The sequence below is a fragment of the Tsuneonella litorea genome (assembly GCF_025154015.1).
Lineage (GTDB): Bacteria > Pseudomonadota > Alphaproteobacteria > Sphingomonadales > Sphingomonadaceae > Tsuneonella > Tsuneonella litorea.
Map to the genome: position 1 here is coordinate 468,676 of NZ_JAOAMV010000001.1, position 23,040 is coordinate 491,715.

General features: G+C 62.9%; 17 protein-coding genes. 12 read left to right on the forward strand and 5 right to left on the reverse strand.

Annotated features, from left to right (window positions below):
* Positions 1–130: 130 nt before the first annotated feature.
* The 3 genes from N0B51_RS02155 (at position 131) to N0B51_RS02160 (ending at position 2,887) form a co-directional block, all read left to right on the forward strand.
* A complete protein-coding gene (locus N0B51_RS02155) occupies positions 131–712 on the forward strand; it encodes a hypothetical protein (protein ID WP_259960536.1) in 582 nt (193 codons plus the stop codon).
* A gap of 36 nt (positions 713–748) precedes the next feature.
* Positions 749–982, forward strand: coding sequence for an HGGxSTG domain-containing protein (locus N0B51_RS14855; RefSeq protein WP_375545924.1), 234 nt, complete (start codon positions 749–751; stop codon positions 980–982).
* Positions 983–1,258: 276 nt separating this feature from the next.
* Entirely contained in the window at positions 1,259–2,887 is a 1,629-nt protein-coding gene (locus tag N0B51_RS02160; RefSeq protein ID WP_259960537.1) for a glycosyl hydrolase family 28-related protein, read from the forward strand.
* Between the two features lie 7 nt (positions 2,888–2,894).
* Here the strand turns inward: N0B51_RS02160 and asnB (N0B51_RS02165) are convergent, their stop codons facing one another.
* From asnB (N0B51_RS02165) to N0B51_RS02175, 3 genes are read right to left on the reverse strand one after another with little or no spacing between them, the layout of a single operon-like run.
* Complete coding sequence (asnB, locus tag N0B51_RS02165; protein WP_259960538.1) at positions 2,895–4,772, reverse strand: asparagine synthase (glutamine-hydrolyzing); 1,878 nt, start codon at positions 4,770–4,772, stop codon at positions 2,895–2,897.
* A gap of 6 nt (positions 4,773–4,778) precedes the next feature.
* Positions 4,779–5,339 (reverse strand): hypothetical protein, encoded by a 561-nt coding sequence (locus N0B51_RS02170; protein WP_259960539.1) that lies wholly within the window; start codon positions 5,337–5,339, stop codon positions 4,779–4,781.
* Positions 5,336–6,592, reverse strand: coding sequence for a sugar transferase (locus N0B51_RS02175; RefSeq protein WP_259960540.1), 1,257 nt, complete (start codon positions 6,590–6,592; stop codon positions 5,336–5,338). Before N0B51_RS02175 ends, N0B51_RS02170 begins: the two co-directional genes overlap by 4 nt.
* A 205-nt stretch (positions 6,593–6,797) precedes the next feature.
* On the opposite strand from N0B51_RS02175, the gene N0B51_RS02180 reads away from it, so the two are divergent.
* The 9 genes from N0B51_RS02180 to N0B51_RS02220 all read left to right on the forward strand — a co-directional run bounded on the left by N0B51_RS02180 (position 6,798) and on the right by N0B51_RS02220 (position 20,032).
* Positions 6,798–8,201 (forward strand): O-antigen ligase family protein, encoded by a 1,404-nt coding sequence (locus tag N0B51_RS02180; protein ID WP_259960541.1) that lies wholly within the window; start codon positions 6,798–6,800, stop codon positions 8,199–8,201.
* 139 nt (positions 8,202–8,340) lie between these two features.
* Positions 8,341–9,030 carry a polysaccharide biosynthesis/export family protein gene (locus N0B51_RS02185; RefSeq protein WP_259960542.1) on the forward strand — a complete coding sequence of 230 codons (690 nt, stop codon included), beginning with the start codon at positions 8,341–8,343 and terminating at the stop codon, positions 9,028–9,030.
* Between the two features lie 3 nt (positions 9,031–9,033).
* Positions 9,034–11,232 (forward strand): GumC family protein, encoded by a 2,199-nt coding sequence (locus N0B51_RS02190; protein ID WP_259960543.1) that lies wholly within the window; start codon positions 9,034–9,036, stop codon positions 11,230–11,232.
* A gap of 142 nt (positions 11,233–11,374) precedes the next feature.
* A complete protein-coding gene (locus N0B51_RS02195) occupies positions 11,375–12,490 on the forward strand; it encodes a hypothetical protein (RefSeq protein WP_259960544.1) in 1,116 nt (371 codons plus the stop codon).
* 38 nt (positions 12,491–12,528) lie between these two features.
* Positions 12,529–13,965 carry a hypothetical protein gene (locus N0B51_RS02200; protein ID WP_259960545.1) on the forward strand — a complete coding sequence of 479 codons (1,437 nt, stop codon included), beginning with the start codon at positions 12,529–12,531 and terminating at the stop codon, positions 13,963–13,965.
* A gap of 43 nt (positions 13,966–14,008) precedes the next feature.
* On the forward strand, positions 14,009–15,163 hold the full coding sequence (locus N0B51_RS02205; protein WP_259960546.1) for a glycosyltransferase family 4 protein: 1,155 nt from the start codon (positions 14,009–14,011) through the stop codon (positions 15,161–15,163).
* Positions 15,151–17,052, forward strand: a complete 1,902-nt coding sequence (asnB, locus tag N0B51_RS02210) for an asparagine synthase (glutamine-hydrolyzing) (protein ID WP_259960547.1) — start codon at positions 15,151–15,153, stop codon at positions 17,050–17,052. Before N0B51_RS02205 ends, asnB (N0B51_RS02210) begins: the two co-directional genes overlap by 13 nt.
* Positions 17,053–17,093: 41 nt before the next feature.
* The gene (gene asnB, locus N0B51_RS02215; protein ID WP_259960548.1) at positions 17,094–18,947 is read left to right on the forward strand and encodes an asparagine synthase (glutamine-hydrolyzing); all 1,854 of its coding nucleotides are present in this window, start codon (positions 17,094–17,096) and stop codon (positions 18,945–18,947) included.
* On the forward strand, positions 18,944–20,032 hold the full coding sequence (locus N0B51_RS02220; RefSeq protein ID WP_259960549.1) for a glycosyltransferase family 4 protein: 1,089 nt from the start codon (positions 18,944–18,946) through the stop codon (positions 20,030–20,032). Before asnB (N0B51_RS02215) ends, N0B51_RS02220 begins: the two co-directional genes overlap by 4 nt.
* Before the next feature lie 19 nt (positions 20,033–20,051).
* Here N0B51_RS02220 and N0B51_RS02225 read toward each other — a convergent pair whose 3' ends face one another.
* Positions 20,052–21,200, reverse strand: coding sequence for a DegT/DnrJ/EryC1/StrS family aminotransferase (locus tag N0B51_RS02225; protein ID WP_259960550.1), 1,149 nt, complete (start codon positions 21,198–21,200; stop codon positions 20,052–20,054).
* A gap of 301 nt (positions 21,201–21,501) precedes the next feature.
* Entirely contained in the window at positions 21,502–22,962 is a 1,461-nt protein-coding gene (locus N0B51_RS02230; protein WP_259960551.1) for a lipopolysaccharide biosynthesis protein, read from the reverse strand.
* Positions 22,963–23,040: the final 78 nt, after the last annotated feature.

The following is a 23,040-nucleotide window of genomic DNA, read 5'->3' on the forward strand; positions in this document are numbered from 1 at the left end:
CTAACAGCGTCGACGGGACTTCCGGGACAGTCTTCAGGTTGCTTGAGGACGCCGGGGCATGAGCCGACGAGAACCGGAAGCTAGAGACGCGTCGCCCGCGAGGCGTCGCCGTCGCAGGACGTCGAGCGTTGTGGCGAGCGGCGACAGCGATGCCCTCGGTGATGATGCCGACGGACCCGCACTCTATGGGGAGTCGGGCCCGCGAGTATGGGGCATCAAAGGCGAAAACCTTCGAGACATGCTTCTTGACTTGGCATCTGCTAGTATCGGAGGCGATATTGGCGGTCAGTTTATGGCAATTTCCAGTATAAAGGAAATGCTGGACGATCTTGAGCCGGAAAATGCCATAGAGGCTCTACTGTTATCTCAAATGATGACAACATGCATGACTTCACTTCGACTGATAGCCAATGCGCAGGAGCCTGGTCGTCCTCTCGAGCGCTTTGAGAAGGTTATGAATCAAGCGCTGAAGTTGCAGAATCTGTTTTTGCGTCAACTCGATGCTTGGGAAAAGTTGCGGGGCAAAGGCAAGGAACAGAAGATCACGGTCGAGCACGTAACTGTCGGCTCTGGCGGTCAGGCGATCGTGGGTCACGTGCAGACCAGCATGCCAGTTGCTGAAACGCCCTTGACGCCCGACCAAAGCGCGCGGGGGCGCGGAAGCGCTCGCGATTCCGAATCGCCAGCTCGGCGTACGCGCGGGAAGAGCTAGCCGGTGACATCGTATCACGTCCGCAACACCCAAGGAATGAAGGCGGCGCCGAGGTGCGGGGCGAAGACCCGGCGAGGCACTCCGTGCCAGTCGCCGGCGGTCTCGGGAAAAGCCCGCTGTCGGATGCACGGCGGTGCGAAGGGGTCGGGAGCGCCTCGTGGCAATCAGAACGCCTATATTCACGGCGCATATTCTCGGGAAGCCCGGGAGTGGGATCGCGCGTTCGCGGAGATGCATCGTAAGCTGAAGGACGCGCTTCGCTCATTCTAATCTGTGACGAAGCAGGCCGCGAACGGTGACCGGTCCGGCGTCAGCCTTCGATCGTCGGCAGAGCTGGAAATCAATAAAGGATACGCTCTCCTCGCTGGGATACTAGTGCAAACGCGCCCCTTTCGAACGCCGCGGGCTCCATGCCAAGCGGACGAAAGTGCACGGCGGCACCAAGATCATGCCGTAGACGGACACAGCTCGCTTGCGACAAAGGGTTGGCCAGCGGCTGGGCGATGCAGTATTGGCGCCTCAGATGAGGCGTCCGACCGTGGGCGCTTGACCGATAACCGTGCGCAGATCGTGATCGATAAAGCTAATGGGGAGTTGCCGGGAGAACCTGGACCCTCGGTCGCCCGCGGGATTGACCGGCGTGCAATCGTTTCCGGAGCGGCAGGTCTGGCTGTGGGAGCATCCCTTGGTGCGACCGCTGTTGGGGGACAAGCTCAGGTGCCAGTGCACCCCGCAGATATCGCCACGCTCTCGGTGCACGATTTCGGGGCAAAAGGAGACGGTAAGGCCGCCGACGGGGACGCGATCCGCGCTGCACTCGCCGCTGCGGACGCGCTTGACTATCGAGAGAAGCGAATAGTCTTCCCCGCGGGCGAGTACCGCATCGACAAAATCGACCTCACCGGTACGCGGGGTATTGTCTTCGTTGCCGAAGGCACGGTGCAACTCGCAGGAACCGGTGGCGCATTCATAGTGGGATCTGAGCGTCACGCCCGTGAAGGCGACGACGGCTCGGTTTACAATTTTCGCATGGAGGGAAGCCAGTGGCTCATCGCTCCTGAACCGGGTGCGGAATACCGCCATGCTATGCAGCTTTACGGCCTCGTCCAATCGAGCCTCAGCAATATCTCGGTCTCGGGCGAGTTCGGACGAGGGGAATTCGAACGGGTCGCGGTCACCATCGACCGGAGCTGGGCGAACCGCTTCGAAGGCTTGGCGGTCGCATGTCCCGGCCTACCCGGACCGGGCCGCAAAAGCATCGCGATCCGATGCGAAATCGACAACGTAAACGTCAATACGTTCAACAGCTGTCGCATCGTCGGGATCATCGGCAAGCCGGACCTGGCAGGCACCATTGGGATGGTCGTCAACGGTTCCGCCAACCGTGTGGTGAACTGCGATGTGTCGGCGGTCGAGATCGGAATCGAGCTCGTGGCAGCGCGCGGCTGCATGTTGATGGGAAACTACCACGAAGCCGTGCAACGATGCGTCGTCGCCCGGCGCGGCAACTCGCGCGGTTGCACCATCGTTGGGGGTTTCTACGCAGTAGCTCCAGATGGCGTGGCCCTCAGTCTGGGCTCGAGCCAGTCGACGACAATCATGGGCGGCTGGTACCGCGGCACCGGCGGCGGCACGTTCATTGACAGAGGCGATGCTTGCTATGGCCTCTCGGTGATCGAACCCGTGCTCGAGGACGTGGGCACGACGTACCGCGGCATTGAGCGCGGAGCGCTAACCCCAGGGGCCGCGGCGACCCGGATAAGTGCGGCCGGCGTGGTTTTCCCCGAACCGGAAGTTCGCTCGGATCACTCCCGCACGCTCGACGATTACAATGAAGGCGTCTTTGCGCCCCGTGGCGACGGCTTCGCGTTCGTCGACGGGTCAGCCGCCTTCACCAAGATTGGCAATATCGTGCACCTGCGATTTCGCATCGCCTTTCCGCCCAGCGGGTCGCGGCGAGAAGCGGCGCTGGTCGGCCTGCCGTTCGCCGCCGCCGACGGCGAAGGCGCCGGGGTCGTGCTTGGCGACCAGCGAAATCCGAACGGAAACGCGATCGCGGTGCGCGGCAATCGACTGGTGGTGATCGATCCGCGCACGGGCAAGGCGCGCGCCAACGCCGAGGTGGCGGGCGACATGTATTCCGGCGTGGCGACGTATGCGGTGGCGGGTCGATAGGTTCGTTTCAGGCGAAGCGACGGCACCACAATTCTATCAGGACGAGGCCAAGCAACGGATAGGCCGCGTCGATCCGCCCGGCAAAATGATCGTCGCGCAACGCGGTGACCTTCGCCGGATCGAACAGGCCGCGCGCGGCAACGAGTTCGCTGGCGGTGAGATCGCCGATAGTATCGCGCATGGGTCCCAGCAGCCAACTGCGTAGCGGCACGCCGAACCCCGTTTTCGGTCGGTAGATCACGTCATGCGGCAGGTGAGGCTCCATCGCCTTGCGCAGCGCCCATTTGGTCTTGCCGCCGCGAAGCTTGAATTCGGTTGGCATGGCGGCTGCGAATTCCATCAGTACCGGGTCAAGGAACGGCACGCGAATCTCGACGCTCGCAGCCATGCCGGTCTTGTCGGTGTAATTCAGGTTGTGGTCGCGCAGGAAGAACTCCTGCTCCAGCCGAAGCATCCGTTCGATCGGGTTGCCCTCGGTCCGCGCCAATGCGTGGGAGAACGGCGCGATCACCGCGCCCGGATCGACGTCTGCCTCGAGCAGGTTCGCGGCCCTATCCGCCGGCAGCCATTCGAAGGCGCGCAAGAGGCGCTCCTCGCGACTGCCTTGGATTGCCGAGAGCGCCTTGCGCATCCGTCGCAGCGCTTCGCTATTCGACGGTATTGCGCTTGCCACGCTAAGCGCCAACCTGCGCAAGCCGCCGGGAACGGTCCCGACACCTTCGTCATGTGCGGCGATGGAATGGCGGCGATATCCGGTAAACACGTCGTCGCCGCCAGCCCCCCCGAGCAGCACCTTGATTCCGAGATCGCGTGCGGCACTGGATATGAAATAGTTCGCCAACGCCGCCGGATCCGCTTGCGGCTCGTCGAGCATGTCGACGAGCAGGGGCAGGTCGCGAACGAGACCTGGATCGACCGCGACCTCGTGGAGATCGACGCCGAGATGTTTTGCGGCGGTGCGAGCGAACGGCAGATCGGCCACCATCTCCCCGGCCGCGCGCACGTCCGCGTCGTAGCGGATGGTGAAGCAGCGCAGCGGCCGCTCGACCTGACGTCTGGCGAAATGAACGATCGAAGTCGAATCGAGGCCCCCGGACAGGAACGCACCGATTTCGACGTCGGCCAACATCTGCCGATCGACAGCCGCGCCGAGTTCGCGGTAGGTGCCGGACACCGCCTCGTCCGCCGACATCGCTCGCGGCTCATAGGCCGGCAAGCTGTAGAAGCGTCCTTCGCCCTTCGCCCGTCCGACAGCATCAAACCGCCGCCACACGCCTGCCGGATGCTTGCGAACGTCGGCGAACATCGTGCGCTCGCCGGGCGAATACAGGTAAGTAAGGTACGCTGCGGCCGCGACCGGGTCGAGCGCAGAGGTAAATCCATCGAGTTCGCGCAGGGCCTTGAGCTCGGAAGCGAACGCGAGGCCGCCCTCGGCCCGCCGCCAGCAATAGAGCGGCTTGACCCCCACCCCGTCGCGCACGAGCACCAGGGAGCGTTCGCGCCGGTCCCATATCGCGAGCGCGAAGATGCCATTGAGGCGGGAAAGGCAATCCACGCCGTCGCGCGCGTACAATTCGAGCAGGGTCTCGCTGTCGCTGCTGCCCTTGAATGAATAACCGGGAAGGTACTGCGCGCGCAGTTCCCGGTGATTGTATATCTCGCCGTTGAAGACCATCGCAAATCGACCCGAGCCGTCGAGCATGGGTTGCTGCCCGGCATCGGTCAGGTCGAGGACCGAGAGCCTTCGATGAACCAGCGAAAGGGGGCCGTCGTGCCACGCGCCCTCGTCGTCCGGGCCCCGGCGCTGGAGCGCGCAGAGCAACGCTGCGCGATCAACCGCAACGCGGTCTTCGTTGAAACCCAACGTACCGGCGATGCCGCACATTCGCGGTCAGCCGCCCTGCGGTTCTTGTAGCGTCTCGCTCGAACCCTCGTCGCGCATCCTTGTCGGCGCGGCGGGCGAGGTCTGAGCGGGTTGGGCCAGTTGGCGGAGGCAGGCCATTGCGAGCTTTGCCTGCTGGCTGTCCCCCACGTCCTCGCTCCGGCGTGTTTCGAGGGCACGCGAAATGGCCACAGGCGCATTCCCGCCGTCGAGTGCACGGGCGCGGTAGATCTTGATTGCCTTGTCGAGGCTAGCGTTCTGGTCGGCGTTCGTCATACCACCTTCTCGCATGCGTTGGCCAAGCCATTCCAGCGAGACCACGCACGATACCGAGAGCTGGAACGGGTCAGTGATCGCCTGCACTGCGCCATTGTTGCCCAGCGACAGCATTCGGGCGGCCCGCATTTCCGCCTCGCTTACCGGACTGTCGGCGCCGAGGATGTCCGCCGCGGTCCGCGACTCGGCCGGCCTGGAGCATCCTCCGATAGCAATGGCGGTAGCGGCGATCGCGGATAGAGCCGCAGTGCGCAGGGTCGCGTCGAAGTCCTTGACGTGGGGGACAGTGCTCATTTCGAGCCAAACCCGGTTAGAATGATGCGCGCGGTGCGCAAGACGATGAGGATGTCGAGCCATGCCGAGAAATATTTCACGTAGTAGAAATCGTATTGGAGCTTGTGATCGATGTCTTCCAGATCGGTCACGTGCCCCTGGTTGACCTGTGCCCATCCAGTCAGCCCAGGGCGCACGATGTGGCGATAGGAATAGAACGGCAATTCCCGTTCGTACCATTCAGCAAGTGGGATCGCTTCGGGACGCGGCCCTATAAAGCTCATCTCGCCCTTGAGGATATTCAGGATCTGGGGGAGCTCGTCGATCCGGTACCGGCGGATGAAGCTGCCGAAGCGTGTGATGCGAACGTCGTTGGCGGCGGTCATCGCACTTGCCGCCGAACCGTCAAGCTCCTCGTCAGCCGATGCGGGGCGCATCGAGCGGAACTTGTAGATGGTGAACGGCTTGCCGCCGAGGCCTATCCGTTTCTGGCGATAGAGCACATCGCGGCCATCCTGCAGCTTGATGACCAAGGCCACGATTACGAGGAAGGGCAGCAGGATGGGCAGGAGTAACGCCGCTGCCACCCGATCGACCACCCACTTGATTTCCTTATAGGCCTGGTCGGGGATCAGGGAGCCCAGGGTGTTCTCGGAAAGGTGCTCGATCTTCACCTTGCCCGCGATCGATTCCTGCAACAGTTTGTAGTGATACACCGGTATACCGCGCAGCGCTGCGCTGGCCAGGATCCTCTCCCATTCCGCCGGCAGATTGGCCCGAAGATCGGCAACAACGCTGGCACGGGGATCGGACGGCAAGCCCGGCCGCTCCATCATCACCAGAGTGACGCCATCGATATCGCCGAGGCTCGCCGCCTCCCCGATCGGAACGACGTGGAAGTTGTTGCGCGGTGTGGAGGCAAAGAGGTCTTTCCGCACCACCATCAGGACAGCGGTTGCGATCAGGCTGTATGCGAGCAGCCCGACACTATAGGGAATGCGAAACAGGAGAAGCGCCCCCGCAATGATGGCAAATCCGGCAAAAACGGCCGGAATCCCCTGATTGCCTTGCCGCGTCCCGGGAAAGGAAAACAATTGCCGGGTAATGTATAGGCCCAGAAACAGGGCGATGCTCGAGGCGATGGTGGTGTTCAACGCGGACGTGTCGCGAATGAACACAAGATCTCGCGCGAAATAGAGCAAGACGAGTGGCAGCCCGCAGACCACAGACCACCCGATCAGGTAGCGCGCGAGAAAGTGCAGGATACGATTCATTGATGGACCCGAGGACTGTCTGGGAAACAAGATGCCGGACGCCGCGGTCGGCGAAAGCTATCGAAAAGTCGAATTCGCAATGGACGCCCATAGGGTCGAGCCTGCGCAGAATCAATTGCATACGGAACCAGCGTGGCGCCCTCGTATTGCAAACGGGGAAGTGCTGCACTATCGGCCCACGTCCAGCGCGGCCAAGTAGGAAACAATGCAAGCAAACCGCAGGAAGCGGGTCCGCGCCAAGCACGGGTTCGCCAATTATATGCGTTGGGATCTGGCCACCAACGCGAAGGCGCGCTTTGTCGTCTGCTGCACATTCGCCGCCGCGGTATTCCTGATGGGTGGCGGTTCGCGAGCAGACATCGCGTCCCTCGTGCTCTTACGCCCGCTCGCGGTATTCGTCGCCGCCTACGCGCTGATTGTCGCTCAGCCCGGCCAACTGCGCGCGATACGCGTTCCACTGGTATTGTTGCTATCGCTCGCCGCGCTGATGGCGGTTCAGCTCATCCCATTACCGCAGGACTGGTGGGCAGACCTGCCTGGCAGGGAGGTCTACGCGCGGATTCAGGCGGATGCCGGTCTTGGCGACGTGGCGAGACCCCTTACCCTCTCACCTGCGCGCACGCTCAATGCGCTCTTCTCGCTGACGGTGCCGCTCGCCACTCTTTGCATCGTCGCGGTACAGTCGAGCCAGAATCATCGCCGGCTGCTTTTCGCTATCGCCATCGGCGGGGCGATGGCGGTTGTGTGGGCCGCGGCGCAGATCGCTGGTCCTCCGCATGGCCCGCTCTACACTTATGCACAAACCAACCACGGCTTTCCGGTTGGCCCCTTTGCCAACCGCAACCATCTGGCGCTGCTCCTCGCGATCGAGATCGTCCTGATCGGCTACATCAGTCGGCGGCTGATCCTTGAGGGAGCGATGCGGCCGTTCTACGCGACGATCCTGGGCGCGAGTTCGCTCGTGGTGGTGGCGCTGGTGCTTGTCGCCGGTTCCCGCGCCGGCCTGGCTCTGGCAATCGTCGCCGCCCCGATCGCGGTGTGGCTATCATGGGCAGCCTACAAGCATTCGGGGGGCGAACCGGGACGCAAGGTCAAGATCGGCCTCGCCGTCGTGGCCCTTGCAGCTGTCTTGATGATCATCGCGCTGGTAATCTACAACTCGCAGGCCGCGTCGATTGAACGACTAGCAGAAAACGGTGCTCGCGTCGATGTGCGGACCGAGCGGTGGCCGATCGTGCTCGAGATGTTGCGCCAGCACTGGCTCTTGGGCATCGGGTTCGGCGCTTTCCAGGGCGCTTTCCAAGGCTTCGAAACCAGCGCGATCCTGACGCCGTTCGTGTTCAATCAGGCCCATAACGACTGGTTGCAGTTCCCGCTCGAAGGCGGATTGCCCGGAGCGGTGCTTCTGGCGATTGCGCTTGCATGGACAGCGAGCCGGTCGGCGAATGTCGTACTAGCGATCCGGCAACGATTTGATGGGGTGCGACTAGTGGCCGTCGCGATCCTCCTGCTCACGGCGCTTGCCAGCATCGTGGACTATCCGTTGCGGACCCCCATCATCATGTTCATCTGCGGTATATCTTTGGCCCTTCTGGCCCAACGCGATTAGGCGAATTTCGATTTACAAATCAGTATCTTACGGGGAGGCCGGAACCGGAGGGCGATTTGGTTTACTTGGTCTGCACAATCGCTTACTGCTCACCCAAACCTCGTGAGGAAATTCGGTTTTGACTAAGGCTTTCCGGTTGATGGCGCTCGCGCTCGCTGCATTCGTCAGTGCATGTGCCAGCCCGCAGATCGGTACTGATTCCGGCCTGCAGCTGGTTCAGCAATCTGCATTGCCCGCGCCCACACGCGAGGACGTAACCGCAGCGGAACGTCCCTACCTTGTCGGCCCGTTCGACAAGTTGAAAATCGACGTGTTCGGAGCCGATGAGCTCGACGACAAGGAATTCCAGATCGATGCCAGCGGGCGTCTTTCCTTCCCGTTCGTTGGAACCGTCGAGGCAGGTGGGCTGACCCCCCAGGAGATATCCGACCTGCTTGCATCGCGCCTGCGGGGGCGGATTATCCGCGATCCGCAAGTCACCGTGAACCTGATGGAATCGGTGAGCCAGCTGGTGACGGTCGAAGGCGCAGTCGGCCAGCCCGGCCGTTATCCGGTGATCGGAAAGATGACCCTGCTTCGAGCGATCGCTACCGCCAAGGGAACCACCGACGTCGCAAAAACCGATTCAGTGCTCATTTTCCGCGAGGTCGGAGGGCAACGCTATGCCGGCGCTTACAACCTCAAAGCTATCCGCCAGGGCAATTACCCCGACCCCGAGGTCTACGCCAACGACGTGGTGGTGGTCGGCGATTCGGCCGCCAGGAAGCTATTCCGCGACCTCTCGCCGCTGCTCGTTTCGCCTTTGGTCGTCTTGCTACAAAGTATCTGATCAATGACTGACCTCATAGCTTTTCCGGCCGCCAATCCCTTGGGTCTCTCCGACACCGGAGCGAGTGGCCCCAAGGGCGCGGGAGAAACCCCCGCGATCGAGCGCGTATGGCTGGCACTCAATAAATACCGTATCGATTTTGCGGTCATCGTCGTTCTGGCGCTGTTGGGGGCTTTGTTGATCACCTTGATCTCCACCCCGAAGTACACGGCAACTTCGCGGATCGAGATCAGCCGCCAGCAGGATCGCGTCACCAATGTGGAGGGCCTCCAGCCCGATACGGCGGGACAGGATCTGGAATTCTACCAGACCCAGTACTCACTACTCGAGGCACGCTCACTGGCCGAACGGGTGATGCGCGCCGAACGTCTCGCTTCCGATGATGCCTTCTTCGCGGCGAGCGGGGTCGATCTCGACGGCGAATTTAGCAGCGCGGGCAGTCGTTCGCAGCGCGAGCAACTCGCAGTGGACTTGCTGATGCGCAACGTCAGTGTCGAGCCGGTGCGCAACTCGGCACTCGTCGATCTTCGATATACCAGTTCCGATCCGCAGATGTCGGCGCGGATCGCGAACGCGTGGGTTGCGCAGTTCGTCGAGGCGAAACTTGCCCGCCGCTTCGACTCAACCTCGGACGCACGCGAGTTCCTGACCAATCGGCTGGCTGAACTGCGTCAGAAGCTCGAACAATCCGAGCGAGACCTGGTCAATTATGCGGCCCAGAAGGGCATTCTTCCGATCGAAACAACCATCGATGCTTCCGGCCGCACAATCGGGCAGCGCACGATCGCGGCGGATAAACTCCAGGGCATCAGCGAGGCGCTGGCGAAGGCGACCACCGAACGCATCGAGGCCCAGGCCCGGCTCGGCGGGAGCGGTGCGGCAAACGAGAGTGGAAACGCGGGTGGGGCGGCACTTCCGGGCCTGCGGACGCGCAGGGCGGAAGTGGCATCGGAATATGCCAAGCTGAGCGCCCAGTTCGAGGATGGCTATCCGCCGGTCCAAGCCCTGCGCTCGCAGATGCGCTCGCTCGACGAGGCCATCGCGCGCGAAGAGCGGCGTGTCGGCAGCGGCACCCGGGAGGCATATGACCAAGCTGTGAAGCGCGAGCGCGAACTTCTCACCCAAGCCAACACGCTGGAAGCGAACCTCTTCCAGCAACGGTCCGATTCAATCCAGTACAACATCTATCAACGCGAGGTTGACACCAACCGCGAGCTCTACGACGGCCTGCTCCAACGCTACAAGGAAATCGGCGTCGCTGGCGTTGGTTCGAGTAACGTGGCGATCGTGGATCGCGCCACCGTGCCTGAGGGCCCTTCGAGCCCGAACATGCGCCTCAACTTGGCGCTGGCGGTGATCTTCGGCCTCGCTGCAGCTATGTCGTACGTCTTCATTCGCGAGCAAATCGACCAGAGCATCTCCGATCCGGCCGACGTTTCGGGTGTGCTCGGCTTGTCCTTGCTGGGCCTCGTGCCGCGCTCGGAAGAAGAGAACGCCTTCGAGGCGCTTGCTGACCGCAAGTCGGAACTTTCGGAAGCTTACTCCTCGATTGCCACGAGCCTGTCGTTCCTGACGGATCACGGCATTCCGCGCTCGATGATGTTCACCAGCACGGTTGCAAACGAAGGCAAGAGCACGTCTGTCTACGCTTTGGCGGAGATCATCGCGCGGCTCGGGCGCAGCGTGGTGATCGTCGACGCGGATATGCGCAACCCGACCGCGCACATCTTCTATGAGGTGGCCAACCAGAAGGGTCTGAGCAATTACCTTTCGGGCAATTCCGATCTGAGCGACCTCATCGCGCCGACCAAGGGCGGGCGTGTCTCGGTTTTGCCGGCCGGACCGACCCCTCCCAGTACTCTCGAGCTATTGAGCAGTGAGCGCATGCGGACGATCGTGCGCGAACTCGCCTCGCGCTTCGACCATGTGCTGGTCGACAGCCCGCCGATTCTCGGCCTGGCCGACGCGCCGCTGATTTCTCGCGTGGTCGAAGGTGCGGTGCTTGCGGTGGAGGCGGACAACCTCAAGGCGCGACGGATCAAGGACGGCATCGTCCGACTGGAATCGGCGCAGACGCACATTTTCGGCGCTATCCTGACCAAGGTCGATCGGCGCAGTCCGGTCTATGGCTATGGTTATGGTTATGGTTACGGCAGCGACCAGAACGACCCCTTCAAGTATGGATCTTCGGCGTCGGGCTGATCGATCGCGAAACTTGCAAAAGTCCGTTATGCGGAAGCCGCTTCAAATAATCGGGGTATTCGCCGCTGCGCTCGTGCTTGCGTCAGCGAGCGGGTCTGCCGCCACGTCGAGCGTGCTTGCCAGCCGGTCGCCGGCGAGCGCCGTGAAGCTTCCGATCGTCGACGCCAATGCCTATGCCGCCTTGGCGATCGATAGCCTCAACACGCCATATGGCACGAAAGGCGAAACCGGCGGATCCACGATGGAAGCGCTGGCCGCCCGCGCGTTTCTTAGCGAACCGACCAACAGCAAGGCGGTCAGCGCGCTCGCCCTCTCACGTCAACTCGCAGGCGACCAGCTGGCGGCGCGGACTCTGTACGCCGATGCCCTGCTGCTGTCTCCCAGGGAGAAGATCGCCAATCTCGCCCTGATCGAAGACGCCAGCAATAATGGCAGGATCGGGTTTATCCTCCAGCGGTACAACGTATTGCTCCGAACGGGGGGCATGACATCCGAGGCGCTGCTCGACGTTATGCTCACATCCCTTCGTGAACGCGCGATCCTGCCGCATATCGAGACGATACTCGTCGACGATCCCCCGTGGGTCCGGTCGTTCTGGATCAAGGCGGCGGTAAACGACGCAGCGATCGCCAACGTGGGACGGTTGCGCTTGAGACTGCTGGAAAGTGGTAAGGCGAACCCCGCGGAGAACGATGCCGACATCATCGCCCGTCTGGTTGGAGCGGGACATTACGACATCGCTTCGGCCATCTTCAACAAAGTTAGCGGAAGCCGGCGCTCCGGCGCGAACGTGCTTCGGAATGGGCAGTTTGAGCGCGCACCCGTCTTGCCACCGTTCGACTGGGCAACGTATTCCGACGCACGCTATGGCGCCGAAGTGGACGAGGGCTCGGGGGCACTGATCATCTATACCGAAAGTCCGGCGGACAATCTGGTCGCCCGGCAGTTGGTGACACTGCCTGCGGGCGTATATTCTGTGCGCGGACAGTTTCCTGATCCGCGGAACGCTGCCGGGACTTCATTGTCCCTCCGGCTTCGCTGTGCGTCTGGCGGCGCAAGCGCAGGCGCCACGAGCTCGGCCAAGATCGGGAGCACCGCTACGTCCATAGATTTTGCAGGCGGCTGCAAGTTCGCCTGGGTCGAACTTTGGGCACGGAGGGATACCGCCCCATCCGGTTACGCCACCGACATCGCTCTCGAAAGTCTCACGCTGGTTCCCGCGAAGCGGACTGCTGCTCCCTCGCCCAGGACGCGGTGATGGCTTTCTGTCTTCGCAGTCCGGCCAGCTAGCAGACGATGGCTAGCAGCCCCCACCTGGCGTCTCGTTCGGGCACTGCGCAAGGGTCGGCGCGATCGGTCGTCTCGCTGACCACTGTCCTTCTGTTCGCCTCCGGCGCTGCAGCGCAGGTCTGGCTCTATGCCTCGATTCTGCCGCTATTATTCATTCTGCTGATTTCCGGGCCAATTCTCCTGTTTCTGTTGGTTCGCGGCGACGGGCTTGCTGCCGAATTTTCGATTTTCACCCGCATGCTCGCGGTGGGCACGTTTGCCGCCGCTATCTCGGCTTATTATGCGATCGTCCTGTTCGATCCCTACCAGATCGCGTCCGACGCCTCCTCGTTCTACGAGCTTTCCAGCCAAGCAGGACCGGCACGATCGATCCAGGACCTGCAGACCATAACCGAGGGCGCCGGGGCCGTGGTGCTCTGGTCGCAGTTTTACGATCTTGCCAGCATCCTTGGTTTTCCCCGATTGCCGTACATCGGGATTTCAATGAACGTTTTGATGGTGGCGATGGGATCGGTCTCCTGCCTGAGGAGCGCGCGCGCGCTTTACGGAGACGATAAGTACCGTTTTCGCCGGCTCGAACTGTTCTTCTCGTTCAGCGGGATTCTTTGGCTGTTCGCCGGCATCCACATCCGCGATAGCGTGATCTTTCTGGCGGTCGCCGTCCTGACCCACGTCTGGGTCAGCTATCTTTCCCGTCTCGAGAAAAGCAAGTTGCTCCCGGCTCTGATCGTCACCGGCATTCTTATGCCGGCGCTCCAGCTTCTCCGGAATGAATTCTTCTATGTCCCGCTACTAGTGTCCGGGATGGGGCTCTTTGCCTTGAATTTCTCTCGGGGCCGCGGTGACAGGCGATTCATCATGCTGTTATCGATGCTGCTGGGGGTCGCATTGCTTATCGTGGGAGTGGTCGTTTTCGGCTCCCAGATCGAGCAGCTCTTCCTGCTTGGTCGGGAAACATATGGCACATTGTCACTCGAGGAAGCCCGCTCCGGCTCGCTCGGCGTCTCGCTGATCATTGACCAGATCTTGCCCGTCAGGCTGGCCCTGGGCATTCCCTACCTGCTTTATTTCCCCATTCCGTTCTGGGTAGGTTTCTACGACACGAGCGCCGTCCAGCTGTTCAAGTCGGTCAATGCGCTGTCGTTCTATGTCGTGTCCGGGTTCGCGCTCGCGGGGATCGTCCGGATCGCCCTGTCACGCCAGCTGCGTAGCCCGGCTTTCGTTTTCGTCTCGCTGACCCCTCTGGTGCTGGCCGCGGCCATCGCACTGACGAGTCTGGAGACCCGCCATCTCGGCGCCTTCGTGTCCTTCTTTTTCCTGGTCGGGCTGGTGCCAGATCTGAGGAATCTGGCTGATTTGCGGCTGACGCGCCTTGCGCTCATCGCGGTAGTGGCCACCCTGGCGCTCGTTCACCTGGCCTGGTTCGCCCTGCGCTATGCCTGACGCTGGTCAACCCTCCCCCGCACGGCAACAGCGCACTATCCTGATGTTCATCGACGGTCTGGGATCGGGCGGGGCGCAGAAGCAGTTCGTTTCCCTGGCGGCGGGGCTGTCGGGAAGGGGCCACCGGGTAACCGTCGTGGTATATAACGATCTCGATCACTTCGCTCCCGAGCTCAAGAAAGTCGGGATCAATATCGTGCGATTGGCCAAGCCGTTCCGCTGGTCGCCGAAGCCGATACTCGAGCTTGCCCGCCTCTATCGCCGGATGGATGCCGACGCGGTCGTCGCCTTTCTTCGTTCGCCAGCCGCCAAAGCCGAAATGGCCCGCATCCTTGACCCGCAGATGCGCGTGGTGGTTGCTGAACGTTCGATCTACGACGACGGTCCGCTTCCGCTGGGCCTTCGGCTGACACAAAGCATGCATCGTCTCGCGGAATACGTCACAGTCAATTCGCGCTGCCAGCATCTGCGCATGCAAGAGCAACTGCCGAGCCTCGCGAAGCGCCTGGTCACGATCAACAACGCGGTCAATCTGCCGCCCGATGCCGTCGAAATCAGCGAGGCTATTGTCGACGCACCGCGCGTGTTGGCGATATCCAGTCTCATGCCATACAAGAACAGCGTGCTGCTGGCCCATGCGTTGGCCCACCTACGCGACGCCTTCGGCATAGAAGCGAAAGTATCGTGGCTTGGCGAGACCTTCGGGCATATGAAGGATTATGGTGCGTACCGCGAAACTTGCGCCGCGATAGCCGTGCTTGGCCTGGCAGATCAGTGGACCTGGTTGGGGGTCCGCGGCGACGTCGATGACGTGATCGCCCGCCATGATGTGCTCGTCCACCCCTCAGGCATCGAAGGTATGTCAAATGCGGTGACGGAAGCGATGGCAATGGGATTGCCGGTGATCGCAGGGCGGATATCGGATCATCCGGATATCATCGAGAACACGGGCGCCGGCTTGCTTTTCCCGACATTCGACGCGGAATCGATCGCCGAGACCATCGCCCTTTTTTGCCGGATGGATCGGGCATCGCGCCAGGCAATGGGCGATGCGGGCCGCCGGACGATAGCCGAACGGTTCACCGAGGATGGCCTGGTCGATCGCTACGAGCGCGTGCTCGACGCTGCCATCGACGGCACCCCGCTGCGCTTGGACAGCGCGACCAATCCAGCGGAAGGACGCCCATGTGCGGTCTGACCGGATTCTGGGCACCGGACGCCCGGCGCGAAGAAGACAGCGCCATCCTTCACCAGATGGTCGCCGCAATCCGCTCGCGCGGACCCGACGCCAAAGGGATCTGGACGGATCCGGTCGCCGGGATCGCCCTCGGCCATCGTCGGCTCTCGGTGCTCGAGCTGTCGGATGCCGGTGCGCAGCCGATGATCTCGAGCTCCGGGCGCTTCGCGCTCGTCTTCAACGGCGAAATCTACAACCATCTGAACCTGCGCGAGCGGATGAACGGGGGCAGTTCCGACTTTCGCGGCCATTCCGATACCGAGACGCTGCTCGCGGGATTCGAGCGCTGGGGTCTCACCGAAACCCTGGCTCGCAGCACCGGCATGTTCGCGCTCGCCTGCTGGGACCGTTGGGACCGCGCACTCTATCTCGCGCGCGACCGCATGGGAGAGAAGCCGCTTTATTACGGATGGCAAGGAGTGGACGCGGACCGGGCCCTGCTGTTCGGATCGGAATTGAAGGCCATCGTCCGCCATCCGGCTTTCGAAGCACGGATCGATCGCGCGAGCGTGACTGCCTATTTCGCGCGCCTCTGCGTTCCAAGCCTTCGCAGCATCTGGGCGGGCATTAACAAGGTCGCGCCGGGCACGGTGCTGCGCATCGGAGAGAATGGCGAAAGCCGGAGCGAGACATACTGGGATCTCGGCGATGTGATCGCGGAAGGTGTCGCCAACCGGGTGGAAAACCCGCGCGAGGCCATCGAACTCGTCCACGACCGCCTAGCCGCCGCGGTCCGCAGTCAGTTGATATCGGATGTGCCGCTGGGCGCCTTCCTCTCGGGAGGGATCGACAGTTCGCTGATCGTTGCTCTGATGCAGCAAGCGTCCGGTGGAACCGCGCGAACGTTCTCGATCGGGTTCGAAGAGGCCGCGTTCAACGAGGCCGATCACGCGCGCGCGGTGGCGGAACACCTGCAGACGGATCATCGCGAACTCGTCGTGACCGCCGAGGATGCGCGCGCGGTGATCCCCGACCTGCCGCGAATCTACGACGAACCCTTCGCCGACTCTTCGCAAGTTCCCACCTTCCTCGTTTCGCAGTTCGCCCGCGGCCATGTGACCGTCGCACTCTCGGGAGACGGCGCGGACGAGCTCTTTGGCGGTTATACGCGCTACGCCTCGGCGCTCGCCGCCTGGCGGCGGATCGAGGTCATTCCCGCGGCGCTGCGCCAGCCATGGCAGGCTCTCGCGCAGGCAATGCCGGCCTGGCTCGACCGGGCGATGGCGATCGCCGGGGCGCCTAACATCGCCAACTTCTATGGCCGAATGACCGACCAAGCGCTCGGGCGGCTAGCGACGCGGCCAGGTGACGGCGTCGCCCTGGATCACCCCGGCCTGTCGCCGGTCGAACATCTCATGGCGCAAGACCAGCTTGGCTACCTGCCCGACGACGTCCTGGTGAAAGTCGACCGCGCGGCAATGGCGGTCAGCCTGGAGACCCGCGTGCCATTTCTCGATGCGCAGGTCGTTGCAGCGAGTTGGCGGCTGGCGAGCAATCTCAAGCATCGTCCGACAGACGGCGGCTTCGTCGGCAAATGGGTCCTGCGGCAGATTCTCGATCTCTACGTGCCCCGCGCTATCATCGAGCGCCCCAAGCAGGGCTTCGGCGTTCCCATCGCAGCGTGGTTGCGCGGGCCCTTGCGCGAGTGGGCGGACGATCTGCTCGCTGAAGACGCTCTGCGCCGCTCCGGGTTGGTCGACGCGGCGCGGGTCGCGACGCTGTGGAAGCGTCATCGCTCTGGACGAGCCGATCATGCAGAACTGCTTTGGGCGGTCTTGATGCTCGAAGCGTGGGTCGATCAACGCGATGACGTCGGAACCGGACTGGGTGATGCGCGATGTGTGGCCTAGCGGGTTTCGTCGGCGGGCACCTGGGGCAAGACCCCAGCGACTTGCGTGCGCGGCTGGAAGCTGCCGCGGACGTGCTCGAGCATCGCGGTCCGAACGATGGCGACTGGTGGCTCGGCTCCGATTGCGGGCTCGCCCACCGGCGGCTGGCCATCCTGGACCCGTCGCCGCGCGGGCGCCAGCCGATGGTGTCGAAATCGGGTCGCTTCGTCATCGCCTACAACGGCGAAATCTATAATTTTCGCGAACTGGCGCGGGAATTCTCGATCGAGGCCGAAAGTGGCAGCGACACGGAGATCCTGCTGGAAGCCTTCGAGCGGTTCGGACCCGCAATCCTGCCGCGGTTGAACGGAATATTCGCTTTTGCGATCATCGACACGAAGGAGCGGGTGGCTTGGCTTGCGCGGGACCGCCTCGGGGTCAAGCCGTTGTACCTCGCCGAGCGCGAGGGCTGCCTCTTGTTCGGCTCCGAGATCAAGGCGATCTTTGCGCTCGCCCCCAAGATGGACAGGGAGCTGGCGCTCGCTTCGCTTCACGAGTGGGCATGGTACGGCAACGCGCTCGGCGGGCGAACGATGTTCGAGGGGATCGAGGAAATCGAGCCTGCCGGCGTGGTTCGCCATGACCTGGCCACCGGGAAGACCGAGCGCAGCGTCTTCTGGTCGATCGTCGGCCAGCGCGAGAAGTCGCCCGACCTTGGCGAGCTCTCCGATGACGACCTCGCCCAAAAGGTAGCGCAAGCACTGGAAAAGTCGGTTGAGCGCCAGTTGGTAAGCGACGTCCCCGTCGGCATCTTCCTGTCGGGCGGGATCGATTCGTCCGCGATCACGGCCTTCGCTTCCCGCCATTACCCGGACCGGCTGGAAACCTTCAGCGTCGCTTTCGATTACGATCGGGACGGCAGCGAACTGGCGCGTGCGCGTTCGGTGGCCGAAACGTTCGGCACCAGGCACCACGAAATTGACGTCGCCGTGTCCGAAAACCTCGACGCCATCGAGCATCTCGTCGCCAGCCACGACCTGCCGTTTTCGGACGCGGCGAACATCCCGCTGATGCTGCTGAGCGAACGAGTTTCAGGGACTCACAAGGTAATCCTGCAGGGCGACGGCGGCGACGAGCTGTTCGGCGGTTACAGTCGCTATCGGACCGTGCCTCGGCTCGGCCGGTGGAAGGGCGTCGCGATGCTTGCCCGTCCCTTTGCGGCGCTGCTCCCTGATACCGTGCGCTGTGGCAGGGCGCGGCGCTATGTCGAGGCTCTTGGCGCCGCCGATCCAGCCGAGCTCGTCGCGTTGTTGCTGACGGTCGAGCGTCGATCGAAACCGCCCACCGCGATTTTCGGAAACGAGGTGCAGCGGTTGATCGCGGACGACAATCCGTTCGCGCGCTATCGCGAGGTCATGGCCCGTTTCGCTCACCTGCCGCTGGCCGATCGCCTGTTCTTTACCGACATGTCGATCATCTTGCCCGACATCTTCCTGCCCAAGGTCGACCGGTCGACGATGGCCCGCGGGATCGAGGTGCGGGTACCGTTTCTCGATAACGACCTCGCCGATCTCAGCATCGCCATTCCCGCAGCTCGAAAGATACCCGGTGGCGAGCCGAAGGGATTGCTCAAGCGCGCACTCGCCGGGATCGTGCCCGACGACGTTCTCTATGGACCGAAGCGCGGGTTCGGCGTGCCGTTCGGCAATTGGGTGGCGGGTCCGCTGGCCGAGGGGATGGATACGGCAGTGGCGGCCGCCAACGTTCGGATCCCGGGCCTGCTCGCCACTGACTACATCGCACGTTTGCGCGAGGAGCACCGCGCGGGCCGTTCGGACAATGGCTTCATTCTGTGGAAGGCGTTCAACCTCGCGTTGTGGGTCGATCGCTTCGGCGTGACGATGCCAGGCCGATGAAGGTGATTTTCACGGGGCCCGACCCGCGCTCGGCAAACCGTGCGCACGCGGGAGGCCAATTGACGGCGACGACCGGCTTTGCCCGCTTTGCCGAAGAGCGCGGGATCGAGATCGAATGGGTCGATACCCTGCAATCCAATTTTCCCGTGCCTTCGCTGAGCAGTCGGATCTTGCGTGCCGCAGGCAGGCTGGTGCGCTTCACCGGACTGGCGTTGCGGAGCGAGGCTGACGGGGCGATCCTGTTCGCTGGAGCGGGAATGAGCTTCGTCGAGCGATCGCTCATGGCCCTTGTCGCCCGGATCGCGGGCGTGCCCGTCCTGTTGATGATCCGCGACGGCAATTTCCGCCTCGCTTACGATCGTTCGGTTGCGTTCCGGCGCTTCGTGCGCCTCATGCTTTCAGTGCCCGACCGGGTCGGCGTACAGGGCGACAGCTGGCGCCCATTGCTGCGCGATGCGGGCGTGCCTTCCGAGCGCGTCGTGGTGGTCCCCAATTGGCTTGACCGTCCCCCGCTATCCCCCGCCCGCCCCCCGTCCAGCGGAGACCTGCGACTGGTGTTCGTCGGCTGGCTGACGGCGGGGAAGGGCGTGCCCGAGCTTCTCGGAGCGATGCGCATCCTTGGCGAGCGCAATGTCACGGCGAAGCTCACGATCGTTGGCGGCGGCGACCTGCTCGAGGAATGCCGCGCGCAAGCGGACGCGCCCGAAGCCAGGGGATCGATCGAAGTCACCGGCTGGCTTTCAGCCGACGAGGTGGGTGCGGTCCTGGCTCGATCCGATGTCCTCGTCCTACCGTCGCATGCGGAGGGGTTCCCCAACGTGGTCATGGAAGCACTGTCGTACGGGTTGCCCGTTATCGCCACGCCTGTCGGCGCGGTGCCCGACAGCGTCATCGACGGTCGGAACGGCGCAATAATCACGGTAGGCGATGCGCAGGCCATTGCCGCAGCCGTCGAGCGCTACGTTGCCGATCGCTCGATGGTCCAGGTACAGTCAAAACACGCGCTCGAGGCGGCGCGCAGCCTTCACGATCTGTCCGTCAATTGCGGCAAGTTGATTGCAGCACTCGGCCTCGAAGCGGACTAACTCGCGCGGAGCGGCGAACTCAGCTCCCCAACGCGCGTCGCAGGCAATCGATGACACGATCCTGATCATCTTCGGTGAGATCGGCACTCATCGGTAGGCTCATCACGCCTGCGGCAAAGGCGTCGGCAACCGGTGTATCCGCGTCAGGTGCCCATTTGCTGTACGCCGGCTGGCTTCCCAGCGGCATCGGATAATGGACCGCCGTGGGGATCCCGGCCGCCGCGAAATACTCCTGGACCGCTGCCCGGTCCTTCAACAGGACCGTATACTGGGCATACACCGAAGAAGTCGACGGGCCGATTTCAAGCACCGCGACAGGCGCATCGAGCTCTGCCAGGTTGCTTCCCTTGGTCAACGCGACCGCGCCGGGCACTTTCTGCAGGATCTCTTCGGAATAGCGTCGGCCGATCCGCTCTCGCTGTCCCACTTCCCACTCGAAACGTGGCCATTTCGCCAGGATCACAGCGCACTGGATGGAATCCATGCGCCCCCCGATGCCTATGCGCGTGTGAATGTAACGCTCTGATTGACCATGGACGCGAATTTCCCGCGCGGCCTGGGCAAGGTCGTCGTCATCCGTGAAGAAGGCCCCGCCGTCGCCATAGCAACCGAGCGGCTTCGACGGGAAGAAACTGGTGCAGCCGATGGTCGAAAGGCCGCAACTCCGACGCCCCTTGTACGTCGCGCCGAAGCTTTGTGCTGCGTCCTCGATAACCGGCAGGTTATGACGCGCCGCAATAGCATTGATCGCATCCATGTCGGGAACCTGGCCGTACAGGCTAACCGGCATGATCGCCTTCGTCCGGGACGTGATCTTCGCCTCGATCGATGCAGGATCGATATTGGCCGTGTTCGGCTCGACATCCGCGAAAACTGGCGTGGCGCCGGTCAGGACGATTACCTCGCCGGACGCCACGAACGTGAAGGCACTGGTGATCACCTCATCCCCGGGCCCGATTCCGAGCGCCATGAGGGCGACAAGCAATGCGTCCGTGCCGCTTGCCATCGCGACGCCGTGCTTGGTCCCGACATACCGTTCAAGGACCTGCTCCATTTCCGTTACTTCTGGCCCCAGGATGTATTGGCCATGGCCGAGGACCGCCGCGATGCGCTTGTCGATGTCGGCGCGAATTGCGGCTTGCTGGGTCTTGAGGTCGATAAATTGCATAACAGTTCCTTGCGGCTTCTCCGTCCATGGCGGGACGGTCGGCTTCGTAGATCGGATAGAGGCGGCGGTATCGTCGCGTGCCAAGCACGGCTTTCAATGACGAGCACCTGCTAAGGTCGGTATCGAGTATCATCCTTGCTAGAGCGGAACATCGGGCGCGCCGGCGAACCACGGCCAGTGGCCGCGGCTTTTCGCACGCGCAGACTCGCTGGGCGAGAAGCCGATCTTCGTTCCCGGGTCAAGTGCCCCGATAGACGTCGCGCAGAACCCGCATTGCCCGCTCCCGCCACCGACCGGGCTCCTACGGTCGAGCGGATCCCGCTGCTTCGTCTTCTGAGCGGCGCAGGGCTGCGACCAGGTTCAAGGGCTGAAGAAGTCCGGAAAGCATGATGCCGATGAGGAAAAGCAGCGCAAGGGCGGCCTTTGCCGCGACAGTCCAGAGAGAAGGCAAGGCGCTTGTCTGGAGCCAGAGCCCTGCTGCTGACGCGAGCAGGAACAGCGCAACGGCCGAGACGAGCCGCATCCAGCGCAGTTCCAGCCGATAGAGCTTTTGGCTCACCGCGATCCACAGTCCGATAAACAACATCGACGACAACAGGGTAGCCCAGGCTGCGCCTGCCAAGCCCGCCGCGTGTATCAGCAGCCAGGTCAAGGCCACGGTGGCAAGGGCGGTCACTGCAAAGATGTAGAGCTGAAGCCGCATGCGCTTGGTGATCGCTATGCCCGGAAAGAACACATGGCTCTGGCTAAGCAAGGTCGCGGGGGCGAGAAACATGATTAGCGGAGCCGCTGCAAAATAGCGAGGCTCCACCGCAACGGCCAGTATTTCCCAGGAAAAGAGGCCGAGCATCAGGCAGCAAAGCAGCGCCAGGGCCAGAAATTCTTCTGCCAGCCGGCCCAGTTTGCGGGGCGTGTCCGGTTCGCGATAATGCGCGTAGATCAGCGGCGTGAGCGCCGTTTGGAGGCCAATTACCAGCAGCGTGATCACGCCGGCAACGCGCGCTGCCACGCCGAACAGGCCGACCGCATCGAGACCTTCAATACTATTCAGCAGCAGCCGGTTGCTGTTCAGCGTGAGAAAGGTAGCCAGTCCCGCTGGAACGAGCGGCAGCGAGAACGTGAGCATTTGCCGGAGCAGTGTCCTGTCGAACAACGGCCCGAGCCTTTCCCTCATGAGATAAAGGCCGAGTGCCGCCGCCATCGCCGACCCGATGAACTGGCCCCACAAAACGCCCAGCAACTCCATGCCCAGCCCCAGGCCGAGCAGAACCGCAAGCAGAAGCGACACGGCTGAGTAAACGATGCTCACGATAGCATATGCGGTGCTTCGGAGCTCGAATCGGAGCAGGTTCTGGGCCAGGTAAAAGAGACCCGTGGCGGCAATCCCGGCAAACCCGACCCGCAGCGCGCCGGTCATATCCGATCCTCCGAACAGCCGTTCGGCGATTGGCTCCGCCACCGCAAAGGCAACAGCCGTAGCCGCGGCATAGCCACCGGCTGTAAACCACAGGGCCGTGCTGGCCAGGCGGCGCCTGTCGGCCACGCTGTCGGCATCGCCATAGAAGCGTGCGACGGCCTGGTTGACCTCCATCGGCACGATCAACGCACCGAGCACGCCGAGGACCATGATCATGTCGAGCGCGCCGTATTCCTGGGGCGCGAGCATGCGCGTGAAGACCGGCACGATGATGATCGAAAGCCCGCGCGAAAGGATCGCCGAGGCTCCATAGATCATGGTGTCACGGAAAAGGGCCTTGATCATCGAGCGGCGTAGTTGCTGTCGGCGCGAACCCCCATTTCAGGCAGCTCCAGAATTGGTCGCACGCGACGCGGGGCGCTT

What these genes read in the sequence shown, in the direction of transcription:
- N0B51_RS14855 (WP_375545924.1), top strand. Translation starts at nt 749, where the DNA reads ATGAAGGCGGCGCCGAGGTGCGGGGCGAAGACCCGGCGAGGCACTCCG.
- asnB (WP_259960538.1), bottom strand. Translation starts at nt 4,772, where the DNA reads ATGTGCGGCATCGCCGGTACGTTGGGTTTCAACGAAGACCGCGTTGCG.
- N0B51_RS02170 (WP_259960539.1), bottom strand. Translation starts at nt 5,339, where the DNA reads ATGAGCACTGTCCCCCACGTCAAGGACTTCGACGCGACCCTGCGCACT.
- N0B51_RS02175 (WP_259960540.1), bottom strand. Translation starts at nt 6,592, where the DNA reads ATGAATCGTATCCTGCACTTTCTCGCGCGCTACCTGATCGGGTGGTCT.
- N0B51_RS02180 (WP_259960541.1), top strand. Translation starts at nt 6,798, where the DNA reads ATGCAAGCAAACCGCAGGAAGCGGGTCCGCGCCAAGCACGGGTTCGCC.
- N0B51_RS02185 (WP_259960542.1), top strand. Translation starts at nt 8,341, where the DNA reads ATGGCGCTCGCGCTCGCTGCATTCGTCAGTGCATGTGCCAGCCCGCAG.
- N0B51_RS02190 (WP_259960543.1), top strand. Translation starts at nt 9,034, where the DNA reads ATGACTGACCTCATAGCTTTTCCGGCCGCCAATCCCTTGGGTCTCTCC.
- N0B51_RS02200 (WP_259960545.1), top strand. Translation starts at nt 12,529, where the DNA reads ATGGCTAGCAGCCCCCACCTGGCGTCTCGTTCGGGCACTGCGCAAGGG.
- N0B51_RS02205 (WP_259960546.1), top strand. Translation starts at nt 14,009, where the DNA reads ATGTTCATCGACGGTCTGGGATCGGGCGGGGCGCAGAAGCAGTTCGTT.
- asnB (WP_259960547.1), top strand. Translation starts at nt 15,151, where the DNA reads ATGTGCGGTCTGACCGGATTCTGGGCACCGGACGCCCGGCGCGAAGAA.
- N0B51_RS02220 (WP_259960549.1), top strand. Translation starts at nt 18,944, where the DNA reads ATGAAGGTGATTTTCACGGGGCCCGACCCGCGCTCGGCAAACCGTGCG.
- N0B51_RS02225 (WP_259960550.1), bottom strand. Translation starts at nt 21,200, where the DNA reads ATGCAATTTATCGACCTCAAGACCCAGCAAGCCGCAATTCGCGCCGAC.
- N0B51_RS02230 (WP_259960551.1), bottom strand. Translation starts at nt 22,962, where the DNA reads ATGATCAAGGCCCTTTTCCGTGACACCATGATCTATGGAGCCTCGGCG.